The following is a 26185-nucleotide window of genomic DNA, read 5'->3' as shown; positions in this document are numbered from 1 at the left end:
GAAAACTTAATCTTAATGTTCCGAAATAACTTCCAGCTCCGTTTTGAAAGAAAGCATTTTATCTGCAAATAATCCCAAAGCTTCCCTGTGAAATTCCGGTTCATCTTCGATGTAAAACTGCTCTAAAGTGGCTTTACTGTCGGTAACATATTGAACCGAATACGTAATACCGCCCATTTCTTCTTCAATCAAAACTTTTACAATTCGAGCTGAAGAGAATTTTTGCGTGGCTAAAATTTCCGGTATGTGTTTTTCCTGCATCCACTTTAACCATTGGTCGTGAACGCTTTCGTGTATGTTTGTAGTAACGTTGTAAATAATCATTTTCTTTTTAGATTGTCAGACTTCTTAGATTGTTAGATTATTAGATTATTTAGAAAAGTCTAAAGATCTAAGTAGCCTAAAATCTAAGAATCTAATTTTATAAATTCTTGTCTCCTCTTAACTCGCGGTATTTTTTTCTCGCATCAACAAAGTAAATACTGTCCTGATGGTTAAAAATCACTTTTTCATATAAAGGTTTTGCCTTTTCTGTATCTTTCAGTTCGTCGTTGTAGATTTCTGCCGAAAAGAACAGCGCTTCATCTACATAAATCCCGTCACTGTGATTGTCAATTATTTGCTGATATTGGCTTAAGGCCGCATTATAATCTGCCTGACTTTCATATATTTGCCCTAAACGCAACATTGTAACAGCTTCTATTTCCTGCCCTTTAAAATCCTTCAGAATACGCTGAAACTGAGCAATAGCCTCAGGTTTCTTATTTTGATACATCAGGAAATCCCCTTTCGCAAACTGCTTCAGTGCCGTTTGTGTCGAATCGGCAGCGGTATTGTCATTGATCAGTAAAAAATATTCAAGAGCGTCATTGGCAATCAATTGTGTATTGGCTGATTTTAATTCCTTGAATTGTTTCAAAGCCCACTCAAAATCAGTTTTATAATAACTTGTTTTGGCAGCTCTCAAACTCGCCTCATGCGACATCACATCATTCTTTAAATCCAGCTGAATTTGCGAATAATAGATCAGTGCCTGATTGAACTTTTCTTCCAGCAGCAAAATATCCCCCAATTCCATTTTAGCATCAGCCTGCTGATATTCATTCAGGTTCAGTTCTAATGCTCTTTTTATAATTGCTTTGCCTTCCTCCGGTTTTTTCAAATTAAAAGCCAGAAAGTGCGCCTGAATTATTTGCAAAGATACGGTAAAAGGAGTTATTTCATAGGTGGTCAGCAATTGTTGTAACTCTGTCTCAATGGCCGGATAGTCTTTTTCCTGAGCTTTTTCAATTTTAATTTCCATCAGGCTGGCATTGCTCTGAATCAATAAATCTAAATCTTTGGTATTAAGCAGAATAAAATTCAAAATCTCTGTAGCGGTCTCGGTATCATTTTCATTCAGTGCAAACTGACTGAGATTCACAATACTCATAAGGGATTCGGGTTCTCTTTTATAAATGGCTTTTTCCTGGATAAAAGCCTTTCCAAATTCTTTCTGCTGCACGTAAAACCAGCTTAAATAATGGTTCCAGAATACATCCTGATCTTTTTGCGTTCTTAGGATTAATGCTTTTCGCATCGCGTCTTTGAAAGCTGTATTGTCGGTTTCCCCATTCATAAAACGGGAAAGCTGCGTCTGGATTAAATTGGCATTCTGTGGATTTTTAAAAGATTCCGTCAGTAAAAGGTCGATCATGAGATCGGTCTTTCCCAACTGGCCATACAGCATTCCGATCTGAAAATTGAAATTGTAATTCGGCTGCACTTCCATTGCCGTCTGATACGCTTTTAAGGCATATTCGAGCAAAACCTTTTTCTCAAACGAATTTCCGATACCGTAAACATCATTCGAATTGGTTCTGATCTTTTCAATAGCCTGATCGTAGTAGTTTTTGGCTTTGGATTCATTTTTCTGCAATTGGAAGTTATAACCCAATTCCACCAGAAAAACACCCTGTTTGTATCGGTTGTATCTTTCCTGAATTGCTTTTTGGGCAATATCAAACTGCTGCAATTGCTGGTAACAGTCGATTGTTCTTAAAAAATACTGGGTATTGGACGGGGCTAGGCTTAAAAGCTGTTCATAACTGACTTTTGCCTTTTCGAAATCGCCTTTGTCGTAGTAATACTGAGCCAGTTGCTCGTTTTGTGCAAACGCAAAACCAGACCACAACACAAGAATATAGATAAAAATGTTTTTCATATTTCTGGTTTTTGTTGAAAATCTTTTTGAGTCGCAGTTATTAGTTTTCAGTCGCAGCTGACAGTCGCAGTTTGCTAACTGAATACTGCGACTGTAAACTGTAAACTGAATTAATCAATTATATCAAATCCGCAGTACGGACGTAAAACTTCCGGAATTACGATTCCTTCCGGCGTTTGGTAATTTTCCAAAATTCCAGCCAGAACCCTTGGCAAAGCCAATGAACTTCCGTTAAGCGTATGCGCCAGTTGGTTTTTTCCGTCTTTGTCCTTGAAACGCAATTTCAGACGGTTGGCCTGAAAAGTTTCAAAATTAGAAACGGAACTGATTTCCAGCCAACGATCCTGCGCGGTAGAAAACACTTCAAAATCATATGTCAAAGCAGAAGTGAAACCCATATCGCCACCACACAAACGTAAGATTCGGTAAGGCAATTTCAATTCCTGTAAAATGTTTTTTACGTGCTCGACCATCCCGTCAAGTGCTTTATATGAATTGTCCGGGTGTTCAATGCGTACAATTTCTACTTTGTCAAACTGGTGCAGACGATTTAGTCCACGAACGTGCGCTCCGTAAGAACCTGCTTCACGACGGAAACATGGTGTATACGCCGTATGTAAAACCGGCAATTCGCTTTCGCTCAGCAGAACATCACGAAACAAGTTCGTCACCGGAACCTCAGCCGTTGGAATCAGATACAAATCATCAATGGTAGAATGGTACATTTGTCCTTCTTTGTCCGGCAATTGTCCTGTTCCGTATCCTGAAGCTTCGTTTACCAAATGCGGCACCTGAACTTCATTGTATCCTGCAGCTGTATTTTTATCTAAAAAGTAATTGATCAGCGCGCGTTGCAAACGGGCTCCTTTTCCTTTGTAAACCGGAAATCCCGCTCCTGCAATTTTCACACCCAATTCAAAATCGATGATGTCATATTTTTTTACCAGCTCCCAGTGCGGCTGTGCGCCTTCGTGCAAAACCGGAATTTCGCCTTCTTCAAAAACGTTTAAATTGTCGTCCGGAGTTTTTCCTTCAGGAACAATATCCGCCGGAAGGTTAGGTAGTGTATATAATTTATTGGTTAATTCGACAGCCAGAGCTTCCGCTTTTTCGCCTAATTCTTTACTTTTTTCTTTTAAGGAAACTGTTTTTTCTTTTAAGATTGCCGCTTTGGATTTCTCTCCGGCTTTCATCAGTTCACCAATATCTTTGGATAATTTATTAGATTCAGATAAAACATTGTCTAATTCTACCTGCGCAGCACGACGGTTTTCATCTAATTGAACCACTTCTTCAACAACACTTTTGGCATCGATATTTCGTTTTGCCAAAGCCTTGATTACTTTCTCCTGATTTTCTCTAATAAATGCGATTTGTAACATAGCTTGATTTTTGTAACTATTTTATTTTTATATAAAGGAAGCAAATTTAAGGAAATGTTTGTTAAGAATAAGGACAAAGTTGCCCGTAAAAGCGAATTTCACAGGGGAATCTGAAACTAATACAAAATTTCTTTGCGATTTAGATTCAATTCTGTGCTGCTTTGTGGTTTTTCCTTGAAAAGGGTGCGAAATAAAACTATTCCCTTTTAATCTCATGTCCGACAAATTCCTCTAAAACCGCGAACATTTCGTCTACCGAAAGCACTTCGGTATCGGGATGGGATTTCAGGAAGCCGGCATTCAGTGTCACCAGGTTTTCTTCCAGTTCGAAGAAAGTATCGTTGTTTAATAAATCTCTTGTTGGATTTACGCCTTCGAGTTTTCCTTTCAGGAATTTATCAATTTTTACACTACTTAACAATCTTACTCTTTTGGCTTGTGTCTGAAACAACTCGAGATGTTTTTCGGCGCCAATCAGAGCGAGGCCTTCCTCTATCAGTTCGTTCAGTTCTTTGTTCCAGCGTGAATTGTAGACAAATTGCGAGAAATTGCCTTCTGTATATTGTGAAGTATAATAATCTAAGTAATAACTCATCAAGGCATCTTCGTGAATCAGGTCGTCGTCTATTTTTTCTTCGCGCATCAGGTTGATCACCGAAATGTTAGAGTTGATCACGTCCTGAGGATTTTCGCTGTTGGCTGCGGTTTCTGAAATAATGATTCTGCCGAATTCCATTTGAGTTTGTTTTATGAGTTTGGTGCAAATTTCGGGTAAAATAATTGATGAAAGAAATCCTAAATCGCTTTTATGCGCAATTTTGTCATTTCTATAAAACGAAACTTAAAATTATTCTCCGTAATTGCATAAAACTATTCGCTAAGTTATTAAAAATCAAAACAAAAAAAGTAATTTTCAAAGAGATAAAAACCTAGACAAATGAATACACCAATAAAAAACCCAACCCTGTTTTTTGTGCTGGGAATACTTTCCATCCTTGCCGGTACTGTTTATGCTATCATGTTGATTGCCGGTAATTCTGCGCAGGACGGATTACTGGGGATTTATATCTTATTCAGTTTGGTATTGGTTTTATTCGCCGTCATAATAGACCGTTTACTGGTTCGGAAGTTCGGAAACCAAAAGGTCAATAAAGTTCAATTTTCTTTCCTGCTCCTGATCGTGCTTCTCTGGATCATCAGAGCAATATTAAATTGGCTTTAATTATTTCTGTTCTGTCAACAATTGTTTTAGTTCCTTCGTTTTCACAAAAGCGGCAAAACGGCCGGAGAGCAATAACATTTCTTTTTCTTCCGGGGTTGTTTTTAGTTTTGTCTGAACGTGTGCTGCATATTCGTACAATAGCAAGAGTTCACTGGCCCCAAAATCCTTAAACTTTTCCTGATCTAAACTGGACAGCATTACTTCGCCCGTTTTGTCTTTTTTGAAACTTTCGGCACCAAAGTTTTTAACTAGTTTTGTTCTAAAATCAACATATAGTTGCAACCAGCTGCTGTCTTCATCGTCCATGTTTTTCAATTGCAGAACCAGTTCTTCATAATCCTGGTCTTTTTTTAGCTTTAACAGATAATCGCGTAAGGTTGTAAAACCAATTACCTGAAAATTTGAAATTGGAATTTTATACTTTTCGAGCACATCTTCCACATCCTTTTCAAAAGTGATGTATCGGGTTTGTACCGTATACAAAGAAGCGGTCTCTAATAAAGAAATCAGTCTGATTTTGGTATCAGTGATATATGGCTCCTTCTTCCCCTGCCCTAAACAGTCTATAAAAAGGGCTTTTTTGTTTTTATTATCGACTTTAGTATCATTGTTAAGCAGTTCAATTAAAGTCTGATAGCCCATATTGTCGGAGGCACCGCCATCAATCACACATAATATTTTGTCCTGGCCTTTGATTCCGAATTTGGTTTTGGGCAGCACACCCGGAAAAGCAGAACTTGCCGTAATCGCATAGGTGAGTGGAAAATCATAACCATTACTGATCTCATTTTTATCCAGGGGAAGATCTGACTTATTGGGAGCCAGTGAGGCATTTATTTTTAAAGACCGGATAATATGCGGCATAAAAGGAAACCGCTCTCCATTGTTATAGGCCGTTCCGTTGGCAACCAGCATGGGCAATTCCGGATTCTTCCTGCTCTCTTTTGGAATAAAGAAATCCGATAACAGCATTTGGTTTTTGAACTTATCCGGATTTTCGGGATTGGAACTGTCGTATTGCAGCACCTCTAAATCCAAACGCTGCGTCATTGATATTTTTTCGCCTTTTTCATTTCTGCTGTTATTCAGAAGGGAGAAAAGTGATGCTGATTTATTGACATCGGCTTTGTAAGCGTCGGCTTTAGAGAAATAAAACTCATTGAAGGAACAGTTATCGTACTGCAATTTATTTTTCAGTATGGTTAAATAATAGCCCGCCGAATAACAGCCGCCCGAAACGGTGGAAAAATAATCTATTTCGTTTAAAAAATTGCGATGAGAATCTGTTTCTTGAATTTCTTCTAACCCCAAAAGTACGCCCATACTAAAAAACTGTGCCCGGGATCCGCCTCCCGAGATTCCCACACCTAAGGCAATATTGGGATTCTGAATTCTTTTATCCCGTTCCTGAACCGATTTATATTCGTTCAGATTCACCGCAGGAATAGAATTGTAGTTGATCTCCGAGAAAAGATTGATCTTGTTCTGAGCTACCGCTTCAGTTGCAAAACAAAGAAAAAGAAAAACGATCTGAAGTCTTTTCTGTACCATAACCGAACCATTAGATGTTTTATTCCACATTAAATAATCTCAAAATATACGAAAGTTCATAAACAATAAACAATACTACCAGAACCACATGAAAAACCTTGTTGTGAATCTTTATTCCCAGCAGACACAAAAGAATATGACTGATGATGCGAATGTAATATTCCCCCCGATTATATAAAAAATAGTTGCCGCCTTTTATTGCCGTATCAATCATATCTGCACCAAAACTGATGGCAAGAATGGCAAAGAACCAGTTTTTACGCGAATAAAAATAATCTTCATAACCTTCGTAATCGATTAGGTCATCAGGATACAGGATCGCACAGAGCAGGTAAAAGACAAGAATATAAGAGATTATGAAAAAATAATCCGCAAAATACCACTCTGTAATGAGTTTCAGATTAAATTCCCACCACCAGAAGTGAATAATCAGCAGGAAAACATAAAAGACCCAGAGCGAGTGTACAAAATAGATTTTTTTCCGCCCCGGATGCTGTATAAAAATGACAGATCCTTTAATGAGATGCGTCAGGCTTAAGCCAAGAATAATGCCGATAATCGATTTGATATGAATAAATTCTTCCATGAAAATCGTTTTACTGTTTAGAACCTTTAAAATTAAATAATTAATTCAACAACAATTGCTTCTGCTACTTTTTTTAGCTTTTAGGAACACAAAAAAAGCTGCACCCTTTAGTGCAGCTTCTTCAGTTTTTATTGTTTGATACCCATTTCTATTTTGGGTACTTGTGGTGGTGGCGGAATTCGTTTTTTCAAAAATAAAATCTGTCCCAAATGACTGGACTGATGTTCCATCACGTGAAACCAGCAATACTGATTACTAATATCGTATTTCATCTGAACTTCGGCAAACCAGGCATCGTCCCTTTTCTTCAGTTCCGAAATCGTTTTGGCTCTCACTTCATTATAAATATCCAGATAATACTGAATGTCATGCCCTTTAAATTCATCGCGTCCGCCCTGATCTAAGTTTAAAGCGGCCTCCCAGATTTTCTTTTCTTCTTCATTAAATTCCCTGTTTTCGAAAGTAAAAACCTGATAGTATTTTTCGGCCGCAGCCAAATGCATAACCAGAGCACCAATTCGGTTCGCCTTCTCATCATGCAGGTAATCTATTTCATACTGATTCATGTTTTTAACGGTACTTTCGACACGATCCTTAAGGTCTTCCAGCATCGAGATCATGTCGGCAATTTTAGGTGAAGCACCCTCAACATTTCCTATTTTTCCCGTTTCTTTTATTTTTATACCTGTTCCTTCCAACACTAATGCATTTTTTCCATCGGCGGCTGATTTATCAGAATAAATCTTATATTCCTTCACCTTAACCAATTTTGCTTTGGAGGTTCCTAAATTCCATTTCGGAATATCGCCATTGTTTACAGGCGTTTCAAAACCAGAATTTAAAATAGTTACCGGTTCAAAAACACCTTTTGCATTTTCAATAAACAACTGGAATTTATCAAAATAAAACTTTCCATTAAACGAGCTTAATCCTCCAAAAGTCAAAGATTTACTATTCTCATCAATGATTCCTTCAACAGTATACGATTGCCAGTCTTTTGATTTGATTGGTCTTTCGCCCATATTATCAAAAAAACCGACTTCATCATTTTTATTATTCACTCTTGCCCAGATTCCCGCCCATGCTTTAGGCTCTGCGGTTTCTACTTTTGCAGAAGCAATCAGTTTAAATTTTTTCTTAACCGGAGTCTGAATGTCTATGGTCTGACTGAAACCCATCCAGTCACTCGAAATAACCCTTGCTGTCTGACCCTGAACCAAAACAAAACAAAAAAACAATAACACGACAGTAAATCTTCTCATTCTTTATATTTTAAAAATTTCCGTAAATATAATATACTTTTTTAAGGAATTAACCTATCATTATTGAATAATTACGTAAAAAAACAGAATAAAAAAAAGCCGCATAAAAATGCAGCTTTCTATTATCTGAGAAACGATTCTTAGTTCGTTTTCATAGGCGGTAAATCGAATGCAACTGAATCGTGCTCGAAATTATTACGATGTCCACCGTCACAAAAAGGTTTGTTGGCCGATAATCCGCAACGGCAAAGTCCTAGTGCGCTTCTTCCTTGTAATCCGTAAACCGTTCCTTCTGAATCCATTATTTCGAAATCACCTTCAATTTTGATGGATCCGTTTTTATTGATGATTAATTTTGTCTTGCTCATAACTTTGTTTTTTTCACTGCAAAGGTTGCAAAATATATTTCGAAGTTTTTATCGCAAGGGCTAGTTTAAACTCGTTCTATCTTATGGGTTTTGTCACAGAGATTCACAGATAAAAAGCACAGAGATACACAAAGTTTGTCTAGCTGAGCAAAGTCGAAGCACCCGCAAAGATTTGACAAAGCTTTTGTTTCTCGCAGATTCTGCAGAAATACGCAAACAATGTCCGGCTGAGCGAAGTCGAAGCTCGCAAAGTGATTCAGCAAACGTGGGCTTCGACTTCGCTCAGCCGGACAATTACGAATGTTTCTGGTGTTTCTAATGACAAATGTGTATCACTAGCCCCGATAGAAGTGAAAATCCTTTTGTGCCGTCCCGATAGCTATCGGGAGGCACAAAAGATTGTAACGAATAGCGGGATTAGCTCCTGAAAAAAATTCTCATAAAGTACTGAGAAACAAACAATCCTGTCATTTCGAGGAACGAGAAATCTTTGCAAGAAACTCCATTCCAAAATTCTCCAATCTTTGTCGAGCTGCTTGCGAAGATTTCTCGTTCCTCGAAATGACAGACAAAATGATTAATCGTTGAGTGTAAAATAAAACTTTGTGCCTCTGCTCCCGATAGCTATCGGGATTGCGTGATTAATTCCCCCTACTTAAAAAAAACTTCACGAATCTCCGTGCTTTTTCTTTGTGAATCTCCGTGAAATAACAAATTCTCGATTCTATTCCTTATTTTTGCAGGCAATAAAATTGAGTTATGAAATGCGCGTACGACAAAATTGTCTTTAAACACAAGATTTCATAGGCGAATTACATATGACCAATAAAAAAAATTAATATCAACATATGATACAGAATCCAAAGAGATATACTATTACGGCAGCCTTGCCTTACACCAACGGACCTATACATATTGGCCATTTGGCGGGGGTTTACGTGCCTGCAGATATTTATTCGAGATATTTACGTTTACAGGGTAAAGACGTTGCGTTTATTTGCGGAAGCGATGAACATGGCGTTGCTATTTCGATGAAAGCCAAAAAAGAAGGAATTACACCACAAGAAGTTATTGATAAATATGACGGAATTATTAGAAAATCATTCGCTGATTTCGGGATTTCGTTTGATAATTATTCCAGAACTTCGGCTAAAATTCATCATGATACGGCTCAGGAATTTTTTAGAAAACTGTATGATAATGGTGATTTTATTGAAGAAATAACAGAACAATTATACGATGCTAAAGCCAATCAGTTTCTGGCAGATCGTTTTGTGGTGGGAACCTGCCCAAGATGTGGTAACGACGGAGCTTATGGAGATCAGTGCGAAAATTGCGGATCGACTCTGAATGCTACGGATTTAATAAACCCGAAATCGACAATAACAGGAGAAACTCCGATTTTGAAATCTACCAAACACTGGTTTTTACCTTTGGACCGATATACAGATTTCTTAACAGAATGGATTTTAGTCGGACATAAGAACGACTGGAAACCGAATGTGTACGGACAGGTAAAATCATGGGTTGACGGCGGACTGGAGCCTCGTGCCGTAACGCGTGACCTGGATTGGGGAATTGATGTTCCCGTTGAAGGAGCCGAAGGAAAAAAATTATACGTTTGGTTTGATGCGCCAATTGGATATATTTCGTCTACTAAAGAATGGGCAGCCCGCGAAGGAAAAGACTGGGAACCGTATTGGAAAAACGAAGACACCAAACTGGTTCACTTTATCGGGAAAGACAATATTGTTTTTCACTGTATTATTTTCCCGGCGATGCTTAAAGCCGAAGGAAGCTATATTTTGCCGGACAACGTTCCGGCCAATGAGTTTTTGAATCTGGAAGGAAACAAACTTTCGACTTCTAAAAACTGGGCGGTCTGGTTACACGAATATTTAGAAGAATTTCCGGAGAAACAAGATGTTTTGCGTTATGCCTTGACATCTAACGCGCCGGAAACTAAGGATAACGATTTTACCTGGAAAGATTTTCAGGCGAGAAACAACAACGAACTGGTAGCGATTTTTGGGAACTTCATCAATCGTGTGGTGGTGCTGACGAACAAATATTACGAAGGATACATTCCGACACCAAATGAATTTACAGAAGTTGACGAAGCTGCTTTGGCAGAATTGAAAGCGTATCCGGCCGTGATTTCAAGTTCGGTAGAGCGTTACAGATTCCGTGAGGCTTTGGGCGAATTAATGAATGTGGCGCGCTTAGGTAATAAATACCTGGCAGACGAAGAGCCGTGGAAGGTGATGAAAGACAATCCGGAGCGTGTAAAAACCCAAATGTACGTAGCACTTCAAATTGCTGCTGCGTTGAGTATTCTTGCTGAACCGTTCCTACCTTTTACTGCCGCGAAATTGTCCCGAATATTGAAAAACGAAGGTAAACTGAAATGGAATGACGTTGCTGAAAATTCAGAATTGATTCCGGAAGGCCACCAGATTGGTGAAGCCGAATTGCTTTTTGCCAAAATCGAAGACGAAGAAATACAAAAACAAATAGACAAACTGGAAGCTACCAAAACGGCCAATCTTGCCGAAAACAAACAAGTGGAACCTCAGAAAGAATTAATTCAGTTTGAAGATTTCGCTAAAATGGACATTCGTGTCGGAACTATTCTGGAAGCAGAAAAAATGCCAAAAGCAAACAAACTGCTGGTTCTGAAAGTAGATACCGGAATTGACGTTCGTACAATTGTTTCGGGAATTGCCGAAAGCTTTACACCGGAAGAAATCATCGGAAAACGTGTTTCTGTTCTCGCCAACTTAGCGCCAAGAGCCTTACGTGGTGTCGAGAGCCAGGGAATGATCCTGATGACTACAAATGCAGAAGGGAAACTGGTTTTCATCAATCCGGATGCTGATGCACCGAATGGTGAGACGGTGAATTAAAACTAAATCTTAAAAAAACATTATAGAAAAACATGGATAACTTAAAAAAATCAAGAGTTGAAACGTTAGATTGGTTACGAGGATTAATGGCTTTATCTATAATGTTTTATCATTTAATATATTGGATTTTTAACCCTTTAGACGCTAGTAATCCGCTAGGGAGATTAGGAATATATGGAGTTTCTATTTTCTTTATTCTTTCGGGCTTAAGTATGGCAATTGTATACAACACCTATATTGATTCTATTTTAAAATCAATTATCTTTTACATACGAAGAATCTTTAGAATTTGGCCCTTATTATGGGTAATATGTTTTGTTTTGGTTATTCCAATATTGCTGAAAACCGGTACTTTTGACTGGAAATTATTGTTTCTAAATTTAACAACTTTATTTGGGTTTCTTAAACCTACGGCATATATACCAACAGGAGCATGGTCAATAGGAAATGAAATGGTTTATTATGCTCTGACTCCGCTTATTTTGTTTTTATATAATACAAAAAAATGGTTTGGAAACGTGTTTTTTGTCTTTACCTTAATTATTGGACTTTTCTTTTCTTTTTATTTATTAAAGTCCAATCTTGATTTACCAGCGCAATGGCCAACTTATGTAAATCCATTCAATAATTTATTTCTATATGTAATGGGTATTGCTTTGTTTTATAATTTCAAAGAAACAAATATTAGTACTAAATTAAACTTATCATTATTAATTATTGCAGTCATTTTATTCTGTATACTTCCTTTCTCAGGTAATCAAATTTCAATAGTCACCGGAATAGGCCGGATCGTATTCTCAATATTATCTTTCATCATTGTATTTTGTTTTTATAAATTAAACATTAATGTCCCTAAAACATTTGGCAATATTCTCGAAACGTTTGGCATAGCAACTTATGGAATTTATTTAATCCATCCGGTTGTTTACCTATATACCGGTTCTTTGCTAGAGAAAATAAATTCGAAAAATAATTTTTTACTTCTCGGCACTACAGTAGTTCTAACAATCCTAATATCTATATTTTCTTATAATTTTTTCGAATTACCCATGATAAAAATTGGAAAAAAATTCACAAACTCTTTCGAATCTTTTTTCCAAAAACAAAAGGTAAAGCCTCAAAAAATTTAAGCTATGAAATATTATAAAAAAATTGAATTACATATTGCGTAAGTAGCTAACAACTTAATTTACTTTTGAGTAATTTTTAATTTCTGTTTAATATTTTATCTCAAACACATAAAATGAAACTCACCAAACCAAGATTAGCTTTAATCTGCGGCATACTTTGTATTTCGATTTTTCCGATATTGATCAAATTGCGTTTAGCTTCGGGATTGATTTCTGCTTTTTACAGAATGTTTTTTGCCGTGACTTTGCTTTTGCCTTATGTGCTTTTGAGTAAAAACTTTAAACTTCCAACCTTAAAATTGACACTTTTAGCGGCACTATGCGGAATCCTGTTTGCCTCCGATGTTGCGGTTTGGAATATCGCGATTCAGGATTCGAGTGCGACGCAGGCTTCCTTGTTAACTAATCTTTCTCCGCTGTGGGTTGGGCTGGGTTCTTTTTTCTTTTTGAAAGTAAGGCCGGCTGTCAATTTCTGGATCGGAACTATCGTTTCGTTATTCGGAATGGTGACTTTAGTTGGTTTTAGTTTTTTTCTGGAACTCAATTTTGATCAGGCGTTCCTATTTGCTGTTTTGTCCGGAATCCTGTATTCGATTTATCTTCTGGTGAGTAAAAATGTGCTTTCCCATGTTGATGTTTTATCGTTTATGACGATTAGTTTACTGGCTTCCAGCGCTTATTTAGGAATTCTTTGTTATGCATTGGATGAATCTTTTACGGGATTCTCCAATACGGGTTGGTTTGTATTTGTACTCCAGGCGATAATTTGCCAGTTGTGCGCCTGGCTTTCCATCAGTTATGCCACGCAACACATGCGTGCGACACGTGTTTCGTTAAGTTTATTGAGTCAGGCTGTAATTACTTCGATATTAGCTTGGTTGTTTTTAGAAGAACAAATAACTTTACAAATGGTTTTCGGCGGAATGATTTTGCTTTTCGGAATCCGGATTACGTTTTACGATAAGACAATTTCTCTGGGCAGGTTCTTTTCTAAGAACTAAGATTGGGAATTGGTTCGCGGATTTTACGGATTTAAATGGGTTTACACCGATTAGTTTTAAAAATTTTTCTCGCAGATTTGGCAGATGGAGCAGATTTTTTTAAATCCTGAAATCTCGATAATCTCTGGCAAAAAAATTCGTGATCAATCGTGAAATTGCTTCGCCTGTTCGCTGTCGCTTGGGTCGTGGCAAAAAAGTTCTCACGCAGATCGAGCAGATTTGGCAGATTATTTCAAATCTTTGGAATCTCTATAATCTGTGGCAAAAAAAATTCGTGAAAATTCGTGTAATACGTGTAATTCGTGGCAAAAAAATCTCAGCATTAAAACCTGAAACAAAGAAAACTTCAAACCTGAAACAAAAAAACATATGTTACATAAAAGCAAAATTCCAAATTTAAAAGTAATCGCATTCGATGCCGATGATACTTTATTTGTAAACGAACCCTATTTTCAGGAAACGGAACATAAATTTTGTGCCTTAATGGAAGATTATCTTTCGCATCAGGGCATTTCGCAGGAATTGTTTAAAATCGAAATTCAGAATTTACCTTTGTACGGTTACGGAATCAAAGGTTATATTTTATCAATGATTGAAGCGGCGATGAACATTTCGAACAACACCATTCCGGTTGAAGTGATTCAGAAAATCATTCAATACGGAAAAGAATTGCTCGAAAAACCCATCGAACTCCTTGATGGAATCGAAGAAACCTTGCAGGCTTTGCACGGCAAGTACAAATTGGTCGTGGCCACAAAAGGCGATTTAAAAGACCAGCACAGCAAACTGCACCGTTCCGGACTCGGGCATTATTTTCACCATATCGAAGTCATGTCAGACAAACAGGAAATTGATTACGAGAAATTGCTGGGCCGTTTAGACATTCAGCCCCACGAATTTCTGATGATCGGGAATTCGTTAAAATCGGACGTTTTACCGGTTTTGGAAATTGGCGGTTATGCCGTACATATTCCGTTTCACACGACCTGGGAACACGAGAAAATAAGTCATAAAGTAGAACACGAACATTTTAGTTCATTTGAAAAAATCACGGAAGTGGTTACTAATTTAGCCTAATGAAAACACTTTTAGATTTAGAAAACTGGAATAGAAAAGAGCATTTTGCCCATTTCAGACAGATGGAAGAACCTTTTTTTGGGGCCACTGTTGAGATTGACTGCACAAAAGCGTATCAAACCGCAAAAGGCCTTAATGCTTCCTTTTTTATCTATTATTTGCATAAAACACTGGTTGCCGTAAATGCGATCGAAAATTTCAGGTACCGAATTGCAGAAGACCAGATTTATATTAACGATCGTATTGATGCATCGGCCACCATTGGCCGCGAAGATGGCACTTTTGGTTTTTCGCTAATCGAATATGATGCTGATTTTAAGGTTTTCGAACAAACTGCCTTAAAAGAAATTGAGCGTATTCAAACCACCACCGGGCTTTTTACCCGTGAGTTTAAAGACGATAATGTGATCCATTTTTCGGCAATACCGTGGTTAAATTTTACTTCGCTTACGCATGCCCGCAGTTTCACGTATCCGGACAGCTGCCCAAAAGTTTCTTTCGGAAAAATGATGACGTCCGAAACCGGAAAAAGAACTATTTCGATGGCCGTATATGTGCATCATGGTTTAATGGACGGTCTGCATCTGGGTCAGTTTGTAGACTATTTTCAGGAGCTGATGAATTCCTAAACAGAATTCAGGCGAAGATTTTGAATTGATTTTATTCTTAAAAAATATGAGAAAAGTATTTCTGTTTTTAGCTGTATTGTACAATTCTATTCTGTTAAGCCAGACGGTTTTGACATCTTATCCTTTGGACTTAAAAAGAGTAAGGGAAAACGATCAGATTTTAAATTTCGAAAATAACTCCACCCACGAAGTATTTGTTTTTGTACTGTCGCAAGGGAATTTTACGATTTTAAAATACAATAGCGCCTTATTCCTGAACGATCAGTTTACGGGTCCGGCTACGTATTTTAATGACAGGTCGCTGATGGGTTATAGTTTTAGCGAAGACGGAAATCCAACTTTGTACTGGTTTTCAGAAGAAGCAAAAAACATTATAATCGTCAAATATTATTTCGAAAGTAAAACTTCGAAAGCGCTAAAATTTGAATATCCGAATGCCACACATCCTATTGTAACGCAATATCAAAAGGATAATACTTTTAATTTCCTGACACAGCATAAGACAGAACCAAAACTAATTCTGTATGTTTTCAAAAACGGAATAGTGGAAGAAAAAATACTTGATTTCTCTCCTTTTACGTTTATGAATAAAAAAACACAGCCTCAAACATTCAACCAGATTCTGGCAGAAAATCCCATTGAAAAAATGGAACCGGGCGAATACAATCCGTTATCGATGACGATTAGTAAAACTAAAATGTATTTATTAAGCGATCGTATCCTCTTAACGCTGGATCAAAATCTTCAAAGAACACAGTTATTCGATATTAATTTAAATAATCTGGAGATCAAAGAAAAAAACTTCGTGCAGCCTGTTGCTAAAAAAGCCCCCAGAACCGCCAATTCTTATTATCACGAAAACAAATTGTACCAGATCAATGCCAATGAAGAAGAACTTTCGTTTGATATAAAGGATCTGGATTCCCAACAAGTCCTAAAAAGCATTGCTGTTGCAAAAAATGACACGATCCTTTTTAAAAATTCGCCATTGCTAATCCAGAGAGACAATTACAGTCCGAAAGAATTAAAAAACACGGCCAAATTCCTGCAGCATTTATCCGGTTTAGATATGGGTATCTCCGTATTTAAGAACAAAAAGAATCTGTTTATTACCATTGGTGGAATCAGTAAAACAACCAATCAGAGTTTCGAGGGTTTTTACTATCCTGATATTGAAACCAAAACAGTATTTTTTGAAAGTATCTGGGATAAAAAACTCGGATTTACCACTGAAAGACAACAGCCTCTTGCCATAGATAAAATTTACTTATTTATGGATAAACACAAAGAAATGGCGTTGGAAAGCATCATGAAATTTAAAGATTATTCCATTTTAGGCTATTTTGATACTACAACCAAACAATACATGATGCTGAAGTTTACAGACGGATATAATTAAGACAAAGCCAGGATTTTTAGACTCTTGCTAATTATATAAAAGTCCGAATACATTCAAATAAGTTGATTTTATTTGTATTTCGCTGAATTTGATTGCTTTGAGTACCATTGAATCAGGTCCTAAATTGCTTAAAATTATTTAACTTTACACAAAACTCAGGATTATGTTATCAAAAAATATAGAAACAGCACTAAACAAGCAAATCAGAATTGAAGCAGAGTCTTCACAAACTTACCTTTCAATGGCTTGTTGGGCAGAGGTACACGGATTAGAAGGAATTGCTCAGTTTATGTATACTCAGTCAGATGAAGAGCGCGCGCACATGCTTAAATTAGTGAAGTACATCAACGAACGTGGCGGGCATGCTACTATTACGGATCTAAAAGCGCCAAAAACATCATACACTACGTTTAAAGAAATGTTTGAAACACTTTACAATCATGAAATTTTCGTATCAGAATCGATCAATGAATTAGTACATATCACTTTTTCTGAAAAAGATTATGCTACGCATAATTTCCTGCAATGGTACGTAGCAGAACAAATCGAAGAAGAGGCTACGGCCAAATCAATTCTTGATAAAATCAATTTAATTGGGGATGATAAGGGCGGACTTTATTTGTTTGATCGTGATATTCAGCAATTAACAGTGACTAGCTCGATTGCCATCAATCCAAAATAAAAAAGTTAAAGTTTATTTAGAACGCATAAAAATAACATTTATTCTTTTATATTTGTCTCGTTTTATAATTGAAATGAACCGTGAGCAAGAAAGATAAAGTTAAAGACAAGGACAAAAAGAAGGATAAGAAGAAAAAAAAAGCTGCTATCCTTGATAAGATTAAGAAGATCGAAAACTGCAAATCAAGCTGTTGTGAGAAATTCAAAAAGAGCGAAAAGAAACGTTGCTCCCGTTGTCCTATGTTTGACTTAATAAAAAAGACTGCTTAAAAAAATATAGAAAAACCCATCAGAAATCTGGTGGGTTTTTAGTTTAAATGATATTCGTGTTTTACTTTTAGAAACGCTAATAGTATACTTATGAAACAACCGGTTACGATACCCAAATCCAGTCTTGATTTTTTGCAGCAGCTCAAAACAAACAACAATAAACCCTGGTTTGAGGCCAACAAAACAAAGTACCTCAACGAATTAAATCATATTGAAGCCTTTGCCGGTGCGTTGCTGCAGGAACTCTCTAAAACCGATGTATTAGAAACCGCTTCAGGCAAAAAAAGTGTCTATAGAATTTATCGTGATATTCGTTTTTCCAAAGATAAAACTCCTTTTAAAACTTTTTGGGGCGGCAGCTTTACGCGCGCAACAAAGGAAAGACGCGGTGGTTATTATTTTCATCTGGAAGAAGGAAACAGTTTTTTCGCCGGTGGATTTTGGGGACCCAGCGCTGCAGATTTAAAGCGGATCAGAAGCGAATTTGCACATGATGCGACACCCATGCAAAAAATAGTGCAGTCAAAATCTTTTGTTGAAACTTTCGGAACTTTGCAGGGCGAACAGCTTAAAACTTCCCCGAAAGGATTTGATATCAATCATGAGGCCATCGACTTACTGCGCTACAAACAGTTTCTAATTATTAAACGTTTTACGGATGCTGAAGTATTAAGTCCGTTTTTTCTGGAACAGGCGCTCGAAACCTGCCTGAACATGAGACCTTTTTTCGATTATATGAGCGAAATACTGACCACTGATAGCAATGGTGCCTCTGTTTTGTAGGGACGTATTAAAACTAAACCCGACAGGTTTAAAAAACCTGTCGGGTTTGAATTATTTATTTAAGAGTAAGATTTCATTGACCACTACTTCTGTAATAAATTTTTTCTCTCCGTTTTTGTCGTCATAGCTTCTGTGGGTTAACTTCCCTTCCACAGCTACTTCTTTTCCTTTTACGACAAATTTTTCGATAATTTCAGCCGTTTTGCCCCAAGCCGTCACACGGTGCCATTCTGTTTGTTCTACTTTCTCGCCCTTGTCATTCTTGTAGTACTCATTGGTAGCGATATTCATATGCGCTAATTTTTTTCCGTTTTCCAATGTTTTAATTTCCGGATCGTTACCTACGTTCCCGATTAGCTGTACTCTGTTTTTCATTGCATTCATGGCGTATAAAATTTTAAGGTTAAAAATGAATTCGTTAGTCAAATTCACATGGACAAAAATACAAATAAAGTAGGAATTATCCGATTAACTAATAATTATTTACGATTGTAATTATTTGTAAGCGTTTGTAAATGGGAATAATTTCGTACATTCGGGAAAAACCCTATGATATGCAGACACAAATCAACAAAGTTGAATTGCGAAATTTACAATTAGTCGATTACAAACAATTAAAAAACTCAATGATAGAGTCCTACCCGGAAATGGCCAATTCGTATTGGGAATCTAAGGACATTAAAAAATTACTCGCCATATTTCCTGAAGGCCAACTTGTTATTTTAGTCGATGGTGTAGTGGTAGGATCAGCACTGTCTTTAATACTGGATGAAAAACTGGTCGATAAAAGACATAACTACAGACAAATTATTGGTGATTATACGTTCTCTACCCATAACAAAAACGGAGAAATACTATACGGAATTGATGTTTTTATTCACCCCAATTATCGTGGCTTACGTTTAGGACGCCGTTTGTACGATGCCCGTAAAGAACTTTGCGAACAGTTGAACCTCAAAGCGATTGTTTTTGCCGGGAGAATTCCGAACTATGGCCAGTATGCGAGTAAAATGACTCCAAAGAATTATATTGAAAAAGTAAAACACAAAGAATTACATGATCCTGTACTTTCGTTTCAGCTGAGTAATGATTTTCACGTTTTAAGAATTATCAAAAATTACCTGGAAGGCGATGAGGAATCTAAAGAATTTGCCGTGCTGTTAGAATGGAACAATGTCTATTATGATGAAAGTCCGAGACTGATTAACCTGGAGAAAAGTGTGATTCGCTTGGGATTGATCCAATGGCAGATGCGACAGCTGAATAATGTGGAGGCTCTTTTTGAACAGGCGGAATTTTTTATTGATGTCGTTTCGGGCTACGGAAGTGATTTCGCTTTATTTCCTGAACTTTTTATTGCGCCCTTAATGGCCGATTTCAATCATTTATCTGAAGCCGAAGCCATCAGGGAACTGGCCCGACATTCTGAGCCGATTAGAAAAAGGTTTCAGGAATTTGCCATTTCGTACAATATCAACATCATCACCGGAAGTATGCCTCATCTGGAAAACGGTAATTTATACAATGTTGGTTTTTTATGCAAAAGAGACGGAACCTCCGAAATGTATACCAAAATTCACATTACTCCCAACGAAGTACAGCATTGGGGAATGAAAGGCGGATCTCACTTTAAAACTTTTGATACCGATTGCGGAAAAATCGGAATCCTGATCTGTTATGATGTCGAGTTCCCGGAACTTTCCAGAATCATGGCCAATGAAGGAATGAATATTTTGTTTGTACCCTTCTTAACCGATACCCAGAATGCCTATACCCGTGTCAAACATTGTTCACAGGCCAGGGCTATCGAAAACGAATGTTATGTGGCTATTGCAGGCTGCGTCGGCAATTTACCGAAAGTAAATAATATGGACATCCAATATGCACAGGCATCGGTATTTACTCCATCTGATTTTGCCTTTCCGAGTAATGGTATAAAAGCGGAAGCTACTCCGAATACAGAAATGACTCTGATTGTGGACGTAGATCTGAATTTGCTAAAACAGCTTCATGAGCATGGGAGTGTCCGTATTCTAAAGGACAGAAGAAATGACCTTTATGAAATCAGAAAAATAGAACAGCCATGAAAACCTGTCTCGAATGTTCAGAAAAACTTGTAGGCCGGGAAGATAAAAAATTCTGTTCCGACAGTTGTCGGAATGCCTACAATAATAAAATAAATAAGGATACGAATAATTTTATGCGAAATGTAAACAATAAATTACGCAAAAATTACCGTATCTTGTCTGAACTCAACGCAGAAGGAAAATCAAAAGCAACAAGAGATAAAATGTTGAATAAAGGCTTTGATTTTGATTTTTTTACTAATATTTTGCAGACGCAAACAGGCAATACCTATTATTTCCTGTATGACCAGGGATACTGCTCTCTGGACAATGATTATTTTATGCTCGTAAAAAAAGAAATTTAGTATATTTCAACATGAAAAAAAATCCTACTTCAATACTAGCTTTTCTATGCGTCATAGCCATTTTAGCTATTATCTACGCCACAATGATGCCCCAGTGGGTTTCCAAAAATGAAGAAGCCCTGGCAGAATTCTCAACAGAGCGGGCACTAAATCAGGTTAAAATCATAGCGCATAAACCCCATTATGTAGGCTCGACAAATCATGAATTAGTAGCCAATTACCTTAAACTTGAACTGAACAGAATCGGTTTAGAGACCACTACACAGGAAGGTTTTACCCTGAACAAAAAAGGGCTCTTAGTAAAATCTAAGAATATTCTTGCCCGCATTAAGGGAACAGACAATTCAAAAGCACTTTTATTACTTTCCCATTACGACAGTGCCCCACACTCGTTTTCCAAAGGTGCAAGTGATGATGCTTCGGGAGTTGCCACTATTCTGGAAGGTATTCGTGCCTTTTTATATGCGAAACAGCCCCACAAAAACGATATTATCATTCTCTTTTCCGATGCCGAAGAATTAGGACTAAACGGTGCGGCACTTTTTGTAGATCAGCATCCGTGGGCAAAAGACGTTGGACTGGTTTTAAATTTTGAAGCCAGAGGCTCTTCGGGGCCAAGTTATATGCTTATGGAAACCAACAAAGGAAATGAAGCGCTTGTAAAAGAGTTTTCGAATGCAAAAACAAAATTTCCGGTTTCAAATTCACTGATGTACAGCATTTATAAAATGCTTCCGAATGATACCGATCTGACGGTTTTCAGAGAGCAGGGAAACATTCAGGGATTTAACTTTGCTTTTATCGATGGTCATTTCAATTACCACACCCAGCAAGATGACCTTCAGCATCTCAATACAACTACACTGACGCATCAGGGCACTTATCTGATGCCTTTATTGAAATATTTTTCGAATTTCGATCTGAACAAAACCACTGCAACCGGGGATAATGTTTATTTTAATGTTCCTTTCGGTTTTTTTATAAGTTATCCTTTTGCCTGGGTAGCGCCAATGACCATCATTGCGTTAGGCCTTTTAATCCTTTTCATTTTTATAGGAAAAGTAAAACGTGTCATTAGCTTCAGAGAAATTTTCAGGGGTTTTGTGCCTTTGTTAGGTTCTGTAATTATATCCGGACTGGTTACTTTTTTGGGATGGAAGATTCTTCTGGAGGCGTATCCGCAGTACAATGACCTCCTAAACGGATTTACCTATAATGGTCATGCTTACATTGGTGCTTTTGTGACACTTAGCATTGCCATCTGTTTTGCTTTTTATCATCATTTTTCTGAAGGGAAAGTAACAATGAACCATTTTGTAGCGCCTCTCTTACTTTGGATCATCATTAATGCTTTTCTGGCCAACAGCCTGACAGGAGCCGGTTTCCTGATTATTCCGGTATATTTCGGAGTTCTTTTATTCGGAATTTTTGTCATTACGCAACATTACAGTTTAGGACTGAATTTGTTATTTGCTATTCCTGCTTTAGCCATTGTGGCGCCTTTCATAATAATGTTTCCGGTTGGTTTAGGATTAAAAATACTTTACGGAAGTGCTGTCCTGACGGTTTTATTATTTGGATTATTGCTTCCGATATTTGGTGCTTTTTCGAAAAAAGGAATCTGGACGATGCTCTTTTTTGGCCTGTCCATTGCCTTTTTCGTTTACGCAGGCATTCACTCGGATTATGAAAAAGGGAAAGCAAAATCAAACAGTTTATTGTATGTCTACAACGCCAATACCAATTCGGCTCTATGGACGACTTATGATGTCAACTTAGACGACTGGACCAAAAGCTATCTCGGTCAGACCAATCAAAAAGCAGTCGGTTTAAATTCCCTACCGATTACCAGCAAATACAATTCAGCATTTACCTACAGTGCAATTGCGCCAAATGTAGCAGTTCCAAAACCAACGGTGACTTTCATCAAAGACAGTGTGGTGGGAAACAACAGGTATTTAAAAATAAAAATAACACCTAACAGAAAAGTAAACCGTTACGACATTTATGCCAATACCAAAATGACGTTTTACAACTTTAAAGCCAATGGCGTTTCGACTTCAGGGCAAATAGGAAATCGTCTGGAACGTGATGACAGCAAAATTTTATGCTATTATGTGGTAGGCAACGAACCTCTTGTTCTGGAATTCTACATCAATAAATCTTCTGTTTTCGATATGGATCTTATTGAAAGTTCTTTTGATCTAATGACGAATCCGTTGTTCAATATCAAACCAAGGAGTGACTGGATGATGCCGACACCTTTTGTACTGAATGATGCCATTTTGATTCAGCAGAAAATAAAACGATATACCGCTGCTTTGAAACCGATTGAGACTGCTCCTGTAAAAGACAGTATTGTTGTTGCGAAAGACACTTTAAAACCAGTTGTTACCCCTGAATAAGAAAGCTTTTCAATTATAATTATAAAAAACACAAAAGGACAAACTTTAAAATTTAAAGTTTGTCCTTTTTTTTAACAGGCACATTCAATTTTCAATCCGGCTTTTTTACCGTTCGTACCTTCTGTGGCATAACCGTCAAACTTCCACCATTCGATTCCACCGAGCAGTTCTTTTACCTTAAAACCCAGTTTCGTCATATTCAGCGCTCCTTTTGTCGAGGCATTACACCCAATTCCGTCGCAATAGGTCACATACAAAATTTCTTTGTCCAGATGCTTTGTACTTTCTTCGTTCATTTCACGATGTGGAATATTAATCGCAGTCGGAATATGTTCTGCTTCGAAACCAAATGCTTTTCGGGCATCAATTACCATGACTTTTTCTCCATTATTTAAGGCGTCAAACAAATCGGAAGGATCCATTTCGAAGGCCAGTTTATTTTCATAATGTTTTAGTTGTGCTTCCATTTTATAGATTTAATGATTTTATTTTTCAAAAGTAGCAGAAGTCACAGCACCATAAAAACGAAAAGAATTCATCCATTCGATTACTTTTTTTCATGGAAAACCCATCGCAAAATTTTGTTCCTTTGTGTACAAATTCTCTAAAAATGGAAATACGTCATTTACGGCTGATCAAAGCAATTGTCGAAGAAGGAAGCATTACCAAAGCAATCGATAAACTTCATCTGACACAATCGGCCCTGAGCCATCAGCTCAAAGAAGCTGAATATCAGCTGGGCACTCCCATATTTTTGAGGATGAATAAAAAACTGGTTCTCACCAAAGCCGGTGAAAAGATTTATGAGATTGCCAATGAAATTCTCGACAAACTGGCACAGACCGAAACCCAGATCAAACAAATGGTTTTTGGCGAACAGGGTGAAATCAGGATTAGTACCGAATGTTTTTCAAGTTATCACTGGCTGCCGTCGGTTTTAAAGCAGTTTCATCTTTTATACCCGAATGTTGAATTGAAAATCGTGACCGAAGCCACACATATTCCGCTCCAGAATTTACTGGCCAATACCATTGACATTGCCATCATTAGCGATCCCATCAAAGACAATAACATTAAATACCTGGAGCTTTTTCAGGATGAAGTGGTGATGGCGGTTTCTGAAAACCATCCTTGGGCGCATAAAAAATATGTAGTTCCCGAAGATTTTGTCACCGAACATCTTTTGATTCACTCCCTTCCGATGGAAACGGTTACGATACATCAGTTTTTCCTAGCTCCCGCCAAAGTAACGCCGAAAAAAATTACGCCTTTACCTTTGACCGAGGCTTCGCTCGAAATGGTCAAGGCCGATATGGGTGTGATGTCGATGGCAAAATGGGCTTTATTGCCACATCTTAAGACCAGTCCGATAAAAGCCATTAAAATTGGCAAAAACGGTTTAAAAAGAAAACATTTTATTGCGATTCGCGAAAACGAAAAGTATCCCGGTTATTTTCATCATTTTATTACCTTTTTACAAACCGAAATCAACCTGCAATGGAATATTCAATAAGGAATTGCGAACCCAAAGATTTGCCACAATTAGTCGTTTTATGCCAGAAGCATGCGGAATTTGAAAAAGCCGACTTTACCGCGGAAGGAAAAGCAGAAGCTTTAGAAAAAGCAATCTTCGCAAAAAATCCTAAACTGTACTGCCTGGTTGTTGCCACTAAAGAAACAATCGTCGGTTATGTTTCGTATACTTTTGATTATTCCACTTGGGATGCTGCTGATTTTATGTATATGGATTGTCTGTTTCTGGAAGAACAAGCCCGAAGTTTCGGGATCGGAGAAGTTTTAATTGAAAAGCTGCAACAAATCGGAAAAGAGAAAAACTGTATCAATATCCAATGGCAAACACCACAATTTAACGAAAGAGCCATTAAATTTTATCACAGAATGGGTGGAAAAGGAAAAGACAAAGTTCGTTTTACCTTAAATTTGTAAAAATTTAATTTCGCAAAGAAAAGAGACAAGAAGAAAAGACTGCATTCAGTTTAGCTTTCCCTCTGCCCCTCTGAACCTTTGCCTCTTTGTACCTCAAAAAAAAATGACACAAATCAGTATATTAGGCTGTGGCTGGCTGGGTTTCCCCCTGGCAAAAAAATTAATCGAGAAAGGATATTCGGTTAACGGATCTACCACTTCAGAAAACAAACTTTCGATCCTGGCAGAAGCTGGCATACATCCTTTTTTGGTTACACTCGAAAGCGAAGGCATTTCTGAAAGCATAACTGATTTTTTAGCTAAAAGCGAAATCCTGATTATAGACATTCCGCCGAAATTGCGCGGAAACAACGCAGATACTGAAAAGAAAGTTTTTGTGGAGAAAATCAAAAACCTGATTCCGTTTATCGAACAATCGATTGTAAAAAAAGTGCTTTTTGTGAGTTCCACTTCGGTTTATGGCAATGAAAATACAATTATCACAGAACAAACGACTCCAAATCCCGATACCGAAAGTGGCAAACAATTACTTTCGGCGGAAGCCGTACTGCAAAACAATTCGCTATTCGAAACTACTATTATCCGTTTTGGCGGTTTAATCGGTGAGGATCGTCATCCGGTGAAAACTTTATCAGGAAGAGAAAATCTTGAAAATCCGGATGCTCCTGTCAATTTAATTCATCAAACGGACTGTATTGGATTGATTTACGAAATCATCCATCAGTCAAAATGGGGAGACGTTTTTAATGCTGTGGCTCCGTTCCATCCTACCCGGGAAGTTTATTATACCGGAAAAGCAATAGCTTTAAACCTGCCTTTACCGACATTCAGCCTTGTAGAATCAGGAATTAAGAAGACCATATCAGGCGAAAAAATTGAAACAAGTTTACAATATCAATTTGATCTGAAAAATTATTAGCCTCACTTATAGGGTTCAAGACAAAAACTTTGC

At 37.4% G+C, this 26185-nt stretch carries 25 protein-coding genes; 15 read left to right on the top strand and 10 right to left on the bottom strand.

Annotated elements, in window-relative coordinates:
* Positions 1-12: 12 nt before the first annotated feature.
* The 4 genes from D0817_RS13585 to D0817_RS13570 all read right to left on the bottom strand — a co-directional run bounded on the left by D0817_RS13585 (position 13) and on the right by D0817_RS13570 (position 4321).
* Entirely contained in the window at positions 13-324 is a 312-nt protein-coding gene (locus tag D0817_RS13585) for a DUF4286 family protein (RefSeq protein WP_127338924.1), read from the bottom strand.
* 97 nt (positions 325-421) lie between these two features.
* Positions 422-2203, bottom strand: coding sequence for a tetratricopeptide repeat protein (locus D0817_RS13580; protein WP_127338923.1), 1782 nt, complete (start codon positions 2201-2203; stop codon positions 422-424).
* A 110-nt stretch (positions 2204-2313) separates the two neighbouring features.
* On the bottom strand, positions 2314-3585 hold the full coding sequence (gene serS / locus D0817_RS13575) for a serine--tRNA ligase (RefSeq protein ID WP_127338922.1): 1272 nt from the start codon (positions 3583-3585) through the stop codon (positions 2314-2316).
* Between the two features lie 196 nt (positions 3586-3781).
* Complete coding sequence (locus D0817_RS13570) at positions 3782-4321, bottom strand: DMP19 family protein (RefSeq protein ID WP_127338921.1); 540 nt, start codon at positions 4319-4321, stop codon at positions 3782-3784.
* A 201-nt stretch (positions 4322-4522) separates the two neighbouring features.
* Here D0817_RS13570 and D0817_RS13565 point away from each other — a divergent pair, with 201 nt between their 5' ends.
* The gene (locus tag D0817_RS13565; RefSeq protein WP_127338920.1) at positions 4523-4807 is read left to right on the top strand and encodes a hypothetical protein; all 285 of its coding nucleotides are present in this window, start codon (positions 4523-4525) and stop codon (positions 4805-4807) included.
* Here D0817_RS13565 and D0817_RS13560 read toward each other — a convergent pair whose 3' ends face one another.
* The 4 genes from D0817_RS13560 to D0817_RS13545 form a co-directional block, all read right to left on the bottom strand.
* A complete protein-coding gene (locus tag D0817_RS13560) occupies positions 4808-6358 on the bottom strand; it encodes a patatin-like phospholipase family protein (protein WP_161568436.1) in 1551 nt (516 codons plus the stop codon).
* A 19-nt stretch (positions 6359-6377) separates the two neighbouring features.
* The gene (locus tag D0817_RS13555; protein WP_127338918.1) at positions 6378-6944 is read right to left on the bottom strand and encodes a hypothetical protein; all 567 of its coding nucleotides are present in this window, start codon (positions 6942-6944) and stop codon (positions 6378-6380) included.
* 128 nt (positions 6945-7072) lie between these two features.
* Positions 7073-8206 (bottom strand): DinB family protein, encoded by a 1134-nt coding sequence (locus D0817_RS13550; RefSeq protein WP_127338917.1) that lies wholly within the window; start codon positions 8204-8206, stop codon positions 7073-7075.
* Between the two features lie 140 nt (positions 8207-8346).
* Positions 8347-8574 (bottom strand): CDGSH iron-sulfur domain-containing protein, encoded by a 228-nt coding sequence (locus tag D0817_RS13545; RefSeq protein WP_026984188.1) that lies wholly within the window; start codon positions 8572-8574, stop codon positions 8347-8349.
* Positions 8575-9422: 848 nt separating this feature from the next.
* Here D0817_RS13545 and metG point away from each other — a divergent pair.
* The 8 genes from metG (at position 9423) to D0817_RS13500 (ending at position 18450) form a co-directional block, all read left to right on the top strand.
* Positions 9423-11480, top strand: a complete 2058-nt coding sequence (gene metG, locus D0817_RS13540; RefSeq protein ID WP_127338916.1) for a methionine--tRNA ligase — start codon at positions 9423-9425, stop codon at positions 11478-11480.
* 32 nt (positions 11481-11512) lie between these two features.
* On the top strand, positions 11513-12610 hold the full coding sequence (locus D0817_RS13535) for an acyltransferase family protein (RefSeq protein ID WP_127338915.1): 1098 nt from the start codon (positions 11513-11515) through the stop codon (positions 12608-12610).
* A gap of 113 nt (positions 12611-12723) precedes the next feature.
* Positions 12724-13611, top strand: a complete 888-nt coding sequence (locus D0817_RS13530; protein WP_127338914.1) for a DMT family transporter — start codon at positions 12724-12726, stop codon at positions 13609-13611.
* Between the two features lie 369 nt (positions 13612-13980).
* Positions 13981-14688, top strand: coding sequence for an HAD family hydrolase (locus D0817_RS13525; protein ID WP_127338913.1), 708 nt, complete (start codon positions 13981-13983; stop codon positions 14686-14688).
* Positions 14688-15317 (top strand): chloramphenicol acetyltransferase, encoded by a 630-nt coding sequence (locus tag D0817_RS13520; RefSeq protein WP_127338912.1) that lies wholly within the window; start codon positions 14688-14690, stop codon positions 15315-15317. Before D0817_RS13525 ends, D0817_RS13520 begins: the two co-directional genes overlap by 1 nt.
* 46 nt (positions 15318-15363) lie before the next feature.
* Positions 15364-16716 (top strand): hypothetical protein, encoded by a 1353-nt coding sequence (locus D0817_RS13515; RefSeq protein ID WP_127338911.1) that lies wholly within the window; start codon positions 15364-15366, stop codon positions 16714-16716.
* Positions 16717-16879: 163 nt separating this feature from the next.
* Positions 16880-17398: a ferritin gene (locus D0817_RS13510; protein ID WP_127338910.1), complete on the top strand. Its 519-nt coding sequence runs from the start codon at positions 16880-16882 to the stop codon at positions 17396-17398.
* A gap of 359 nt (positions 17399-17757) precedes the next feature.
* A complete protein-coding gene (locus D0817_RS13500; protein ID WP_127338908.1) occupies positions 17758-18450 on the top strand; it encodes a DUF2461 domain-containing protein in 693 nt (230 codons plus the stop codon).
* A gap of 51 nt (positions 18451-18501) precedes the next feature.
* Here the strand turns inward: D0817_RS13500 and D0817_RS13495 are convergent, their stop codons facing one another.
* Positions 18502-18834 (bottom strand): single-stranded DNA-binding protein, encoded by a 333-nt coding sequence (locus D0817_RS13495; protein WP_127338907.1) that lies wholly within the window; start codon positions 18832-18834, stop codon positions 18502-18504.
* A 170-nt stretch (positions 18835-19004) separates the two neighbouring features.
* On the opposite strand from D0817_RS13495, the gene D0817_RS13490 reads away from it, so the two are divergent.
* The 3 genes from D0817_RS13490 to D0817_RS13480 are packed head-to-tail and all read left to right on the top strand — an operon-like array spanning position 19005 to position 23286.
* Complete coding sequence (locus D0817_RS13490; protein ID WP_127339136.1) at positions 19005-20537, top strand: carbon-nitrogen hydrolase family protein; 1533 nt, start codon at positions 19005-19007, stop codon at positions 20535-20537.
* Entirely contained in the window at positions 20534-20881 is a 348-nt protein-coding gene (locus D0817_RS13485) for a hypothetical protein (RefSeq protein WP_127338906.1), read from the top strand. The genes D0817_RS13490 and D0817_RS13485 overlap by 4 nt, the downstream gene beginning before the upstream one ends.
* A gap of 11 nt (positions 20882-20892) precedes the next feature.
* The gene (locus D0817_RS13480) at positions 20893-23286 is read left to right on the top strand and encodes a M28 family peptidase (RefSeq protein ID WP_127338905.1); all 2394 of its coding nucleotides are present in this window, start codon (positions 20893-20895) and stop codon (positions 23284-23286) included.
* Positions 23287-23357: 71 nt separating this feature from the next.
* Here the strand turns inward: D0817_RS13480 and D0817_RS13475 are convergent, their stop codons facing one another.
* Positions 23358-23753: a rhodanese-like domain-containing protein gene (locus D0817_RS13475; protein ID WP_127338904.1), complete on the bottom strand. Its 396-nt coding sequence runs from the start codon at positions 23751-23753 to the stop codon at positions 23358-23360.
* Between the two features lie 143 nt (positions 23754-23896).
* Here D0817_RS13475 and D0817_RS13470 point away from each other — a divergent pair, with 143 nt between their 5' ends.
* From D0817_RS13470 to D0817_RS13460, 3 genes are all read left to right on the top strand, one after another.
* The gene (locus D0817_RS13470; RefSeq protein ID WP_127338903.1) at positions 23897-24799 is read left to right on the top strand and encodes a LysR family transcriptional regulator; all 903 of its coding nucleotides are present in this window, start codon (positions 23897-23899) and stop codon (positions 24797-24799) included.
* Entirely contained in the window at positions 24784-25233 is a 450-nt protein-coding gene (locus D0817_RS13465; RefSeq protein WP_127338902.1) for a GNAT family N-acetyltransferase, read from the top strand. The genes D0817_RS13470 and D0817_RS13465 overlap by 16 nt, the downstream gene beginning before the upstream one ends.
* Before the next feature lie 103 nt (positions 25234-25336).
* Positions 25337-26152 (top strand): SDR family oxidoreductase, encoded by an 816-nt coding sequence (locus tag D0817_RS13460; RefSeq protein ID WP_127338901.1) that lies wholly within the window; start codon positions 25337-25339, stop codon positions 26150-26152.
* Positions 26153-26185 lie beyond the last annotated feature (33 nt).

Source organism: Flavobacterium cupreum (assembly GCF_003996965.1).
Classification (GTDB): domain Bacteria; phylum Bacteroidota; class Bacteroidia; order Flavobacteriales; family Flavobacteriaceae; genus Flavobacterium; species Flavobacterium cupreum.
The sequence above is the reverse complement of the archived record's forward strand: the minus strand, read 5'-3'. Positions and strand labels throughout refer to the sequence as shown.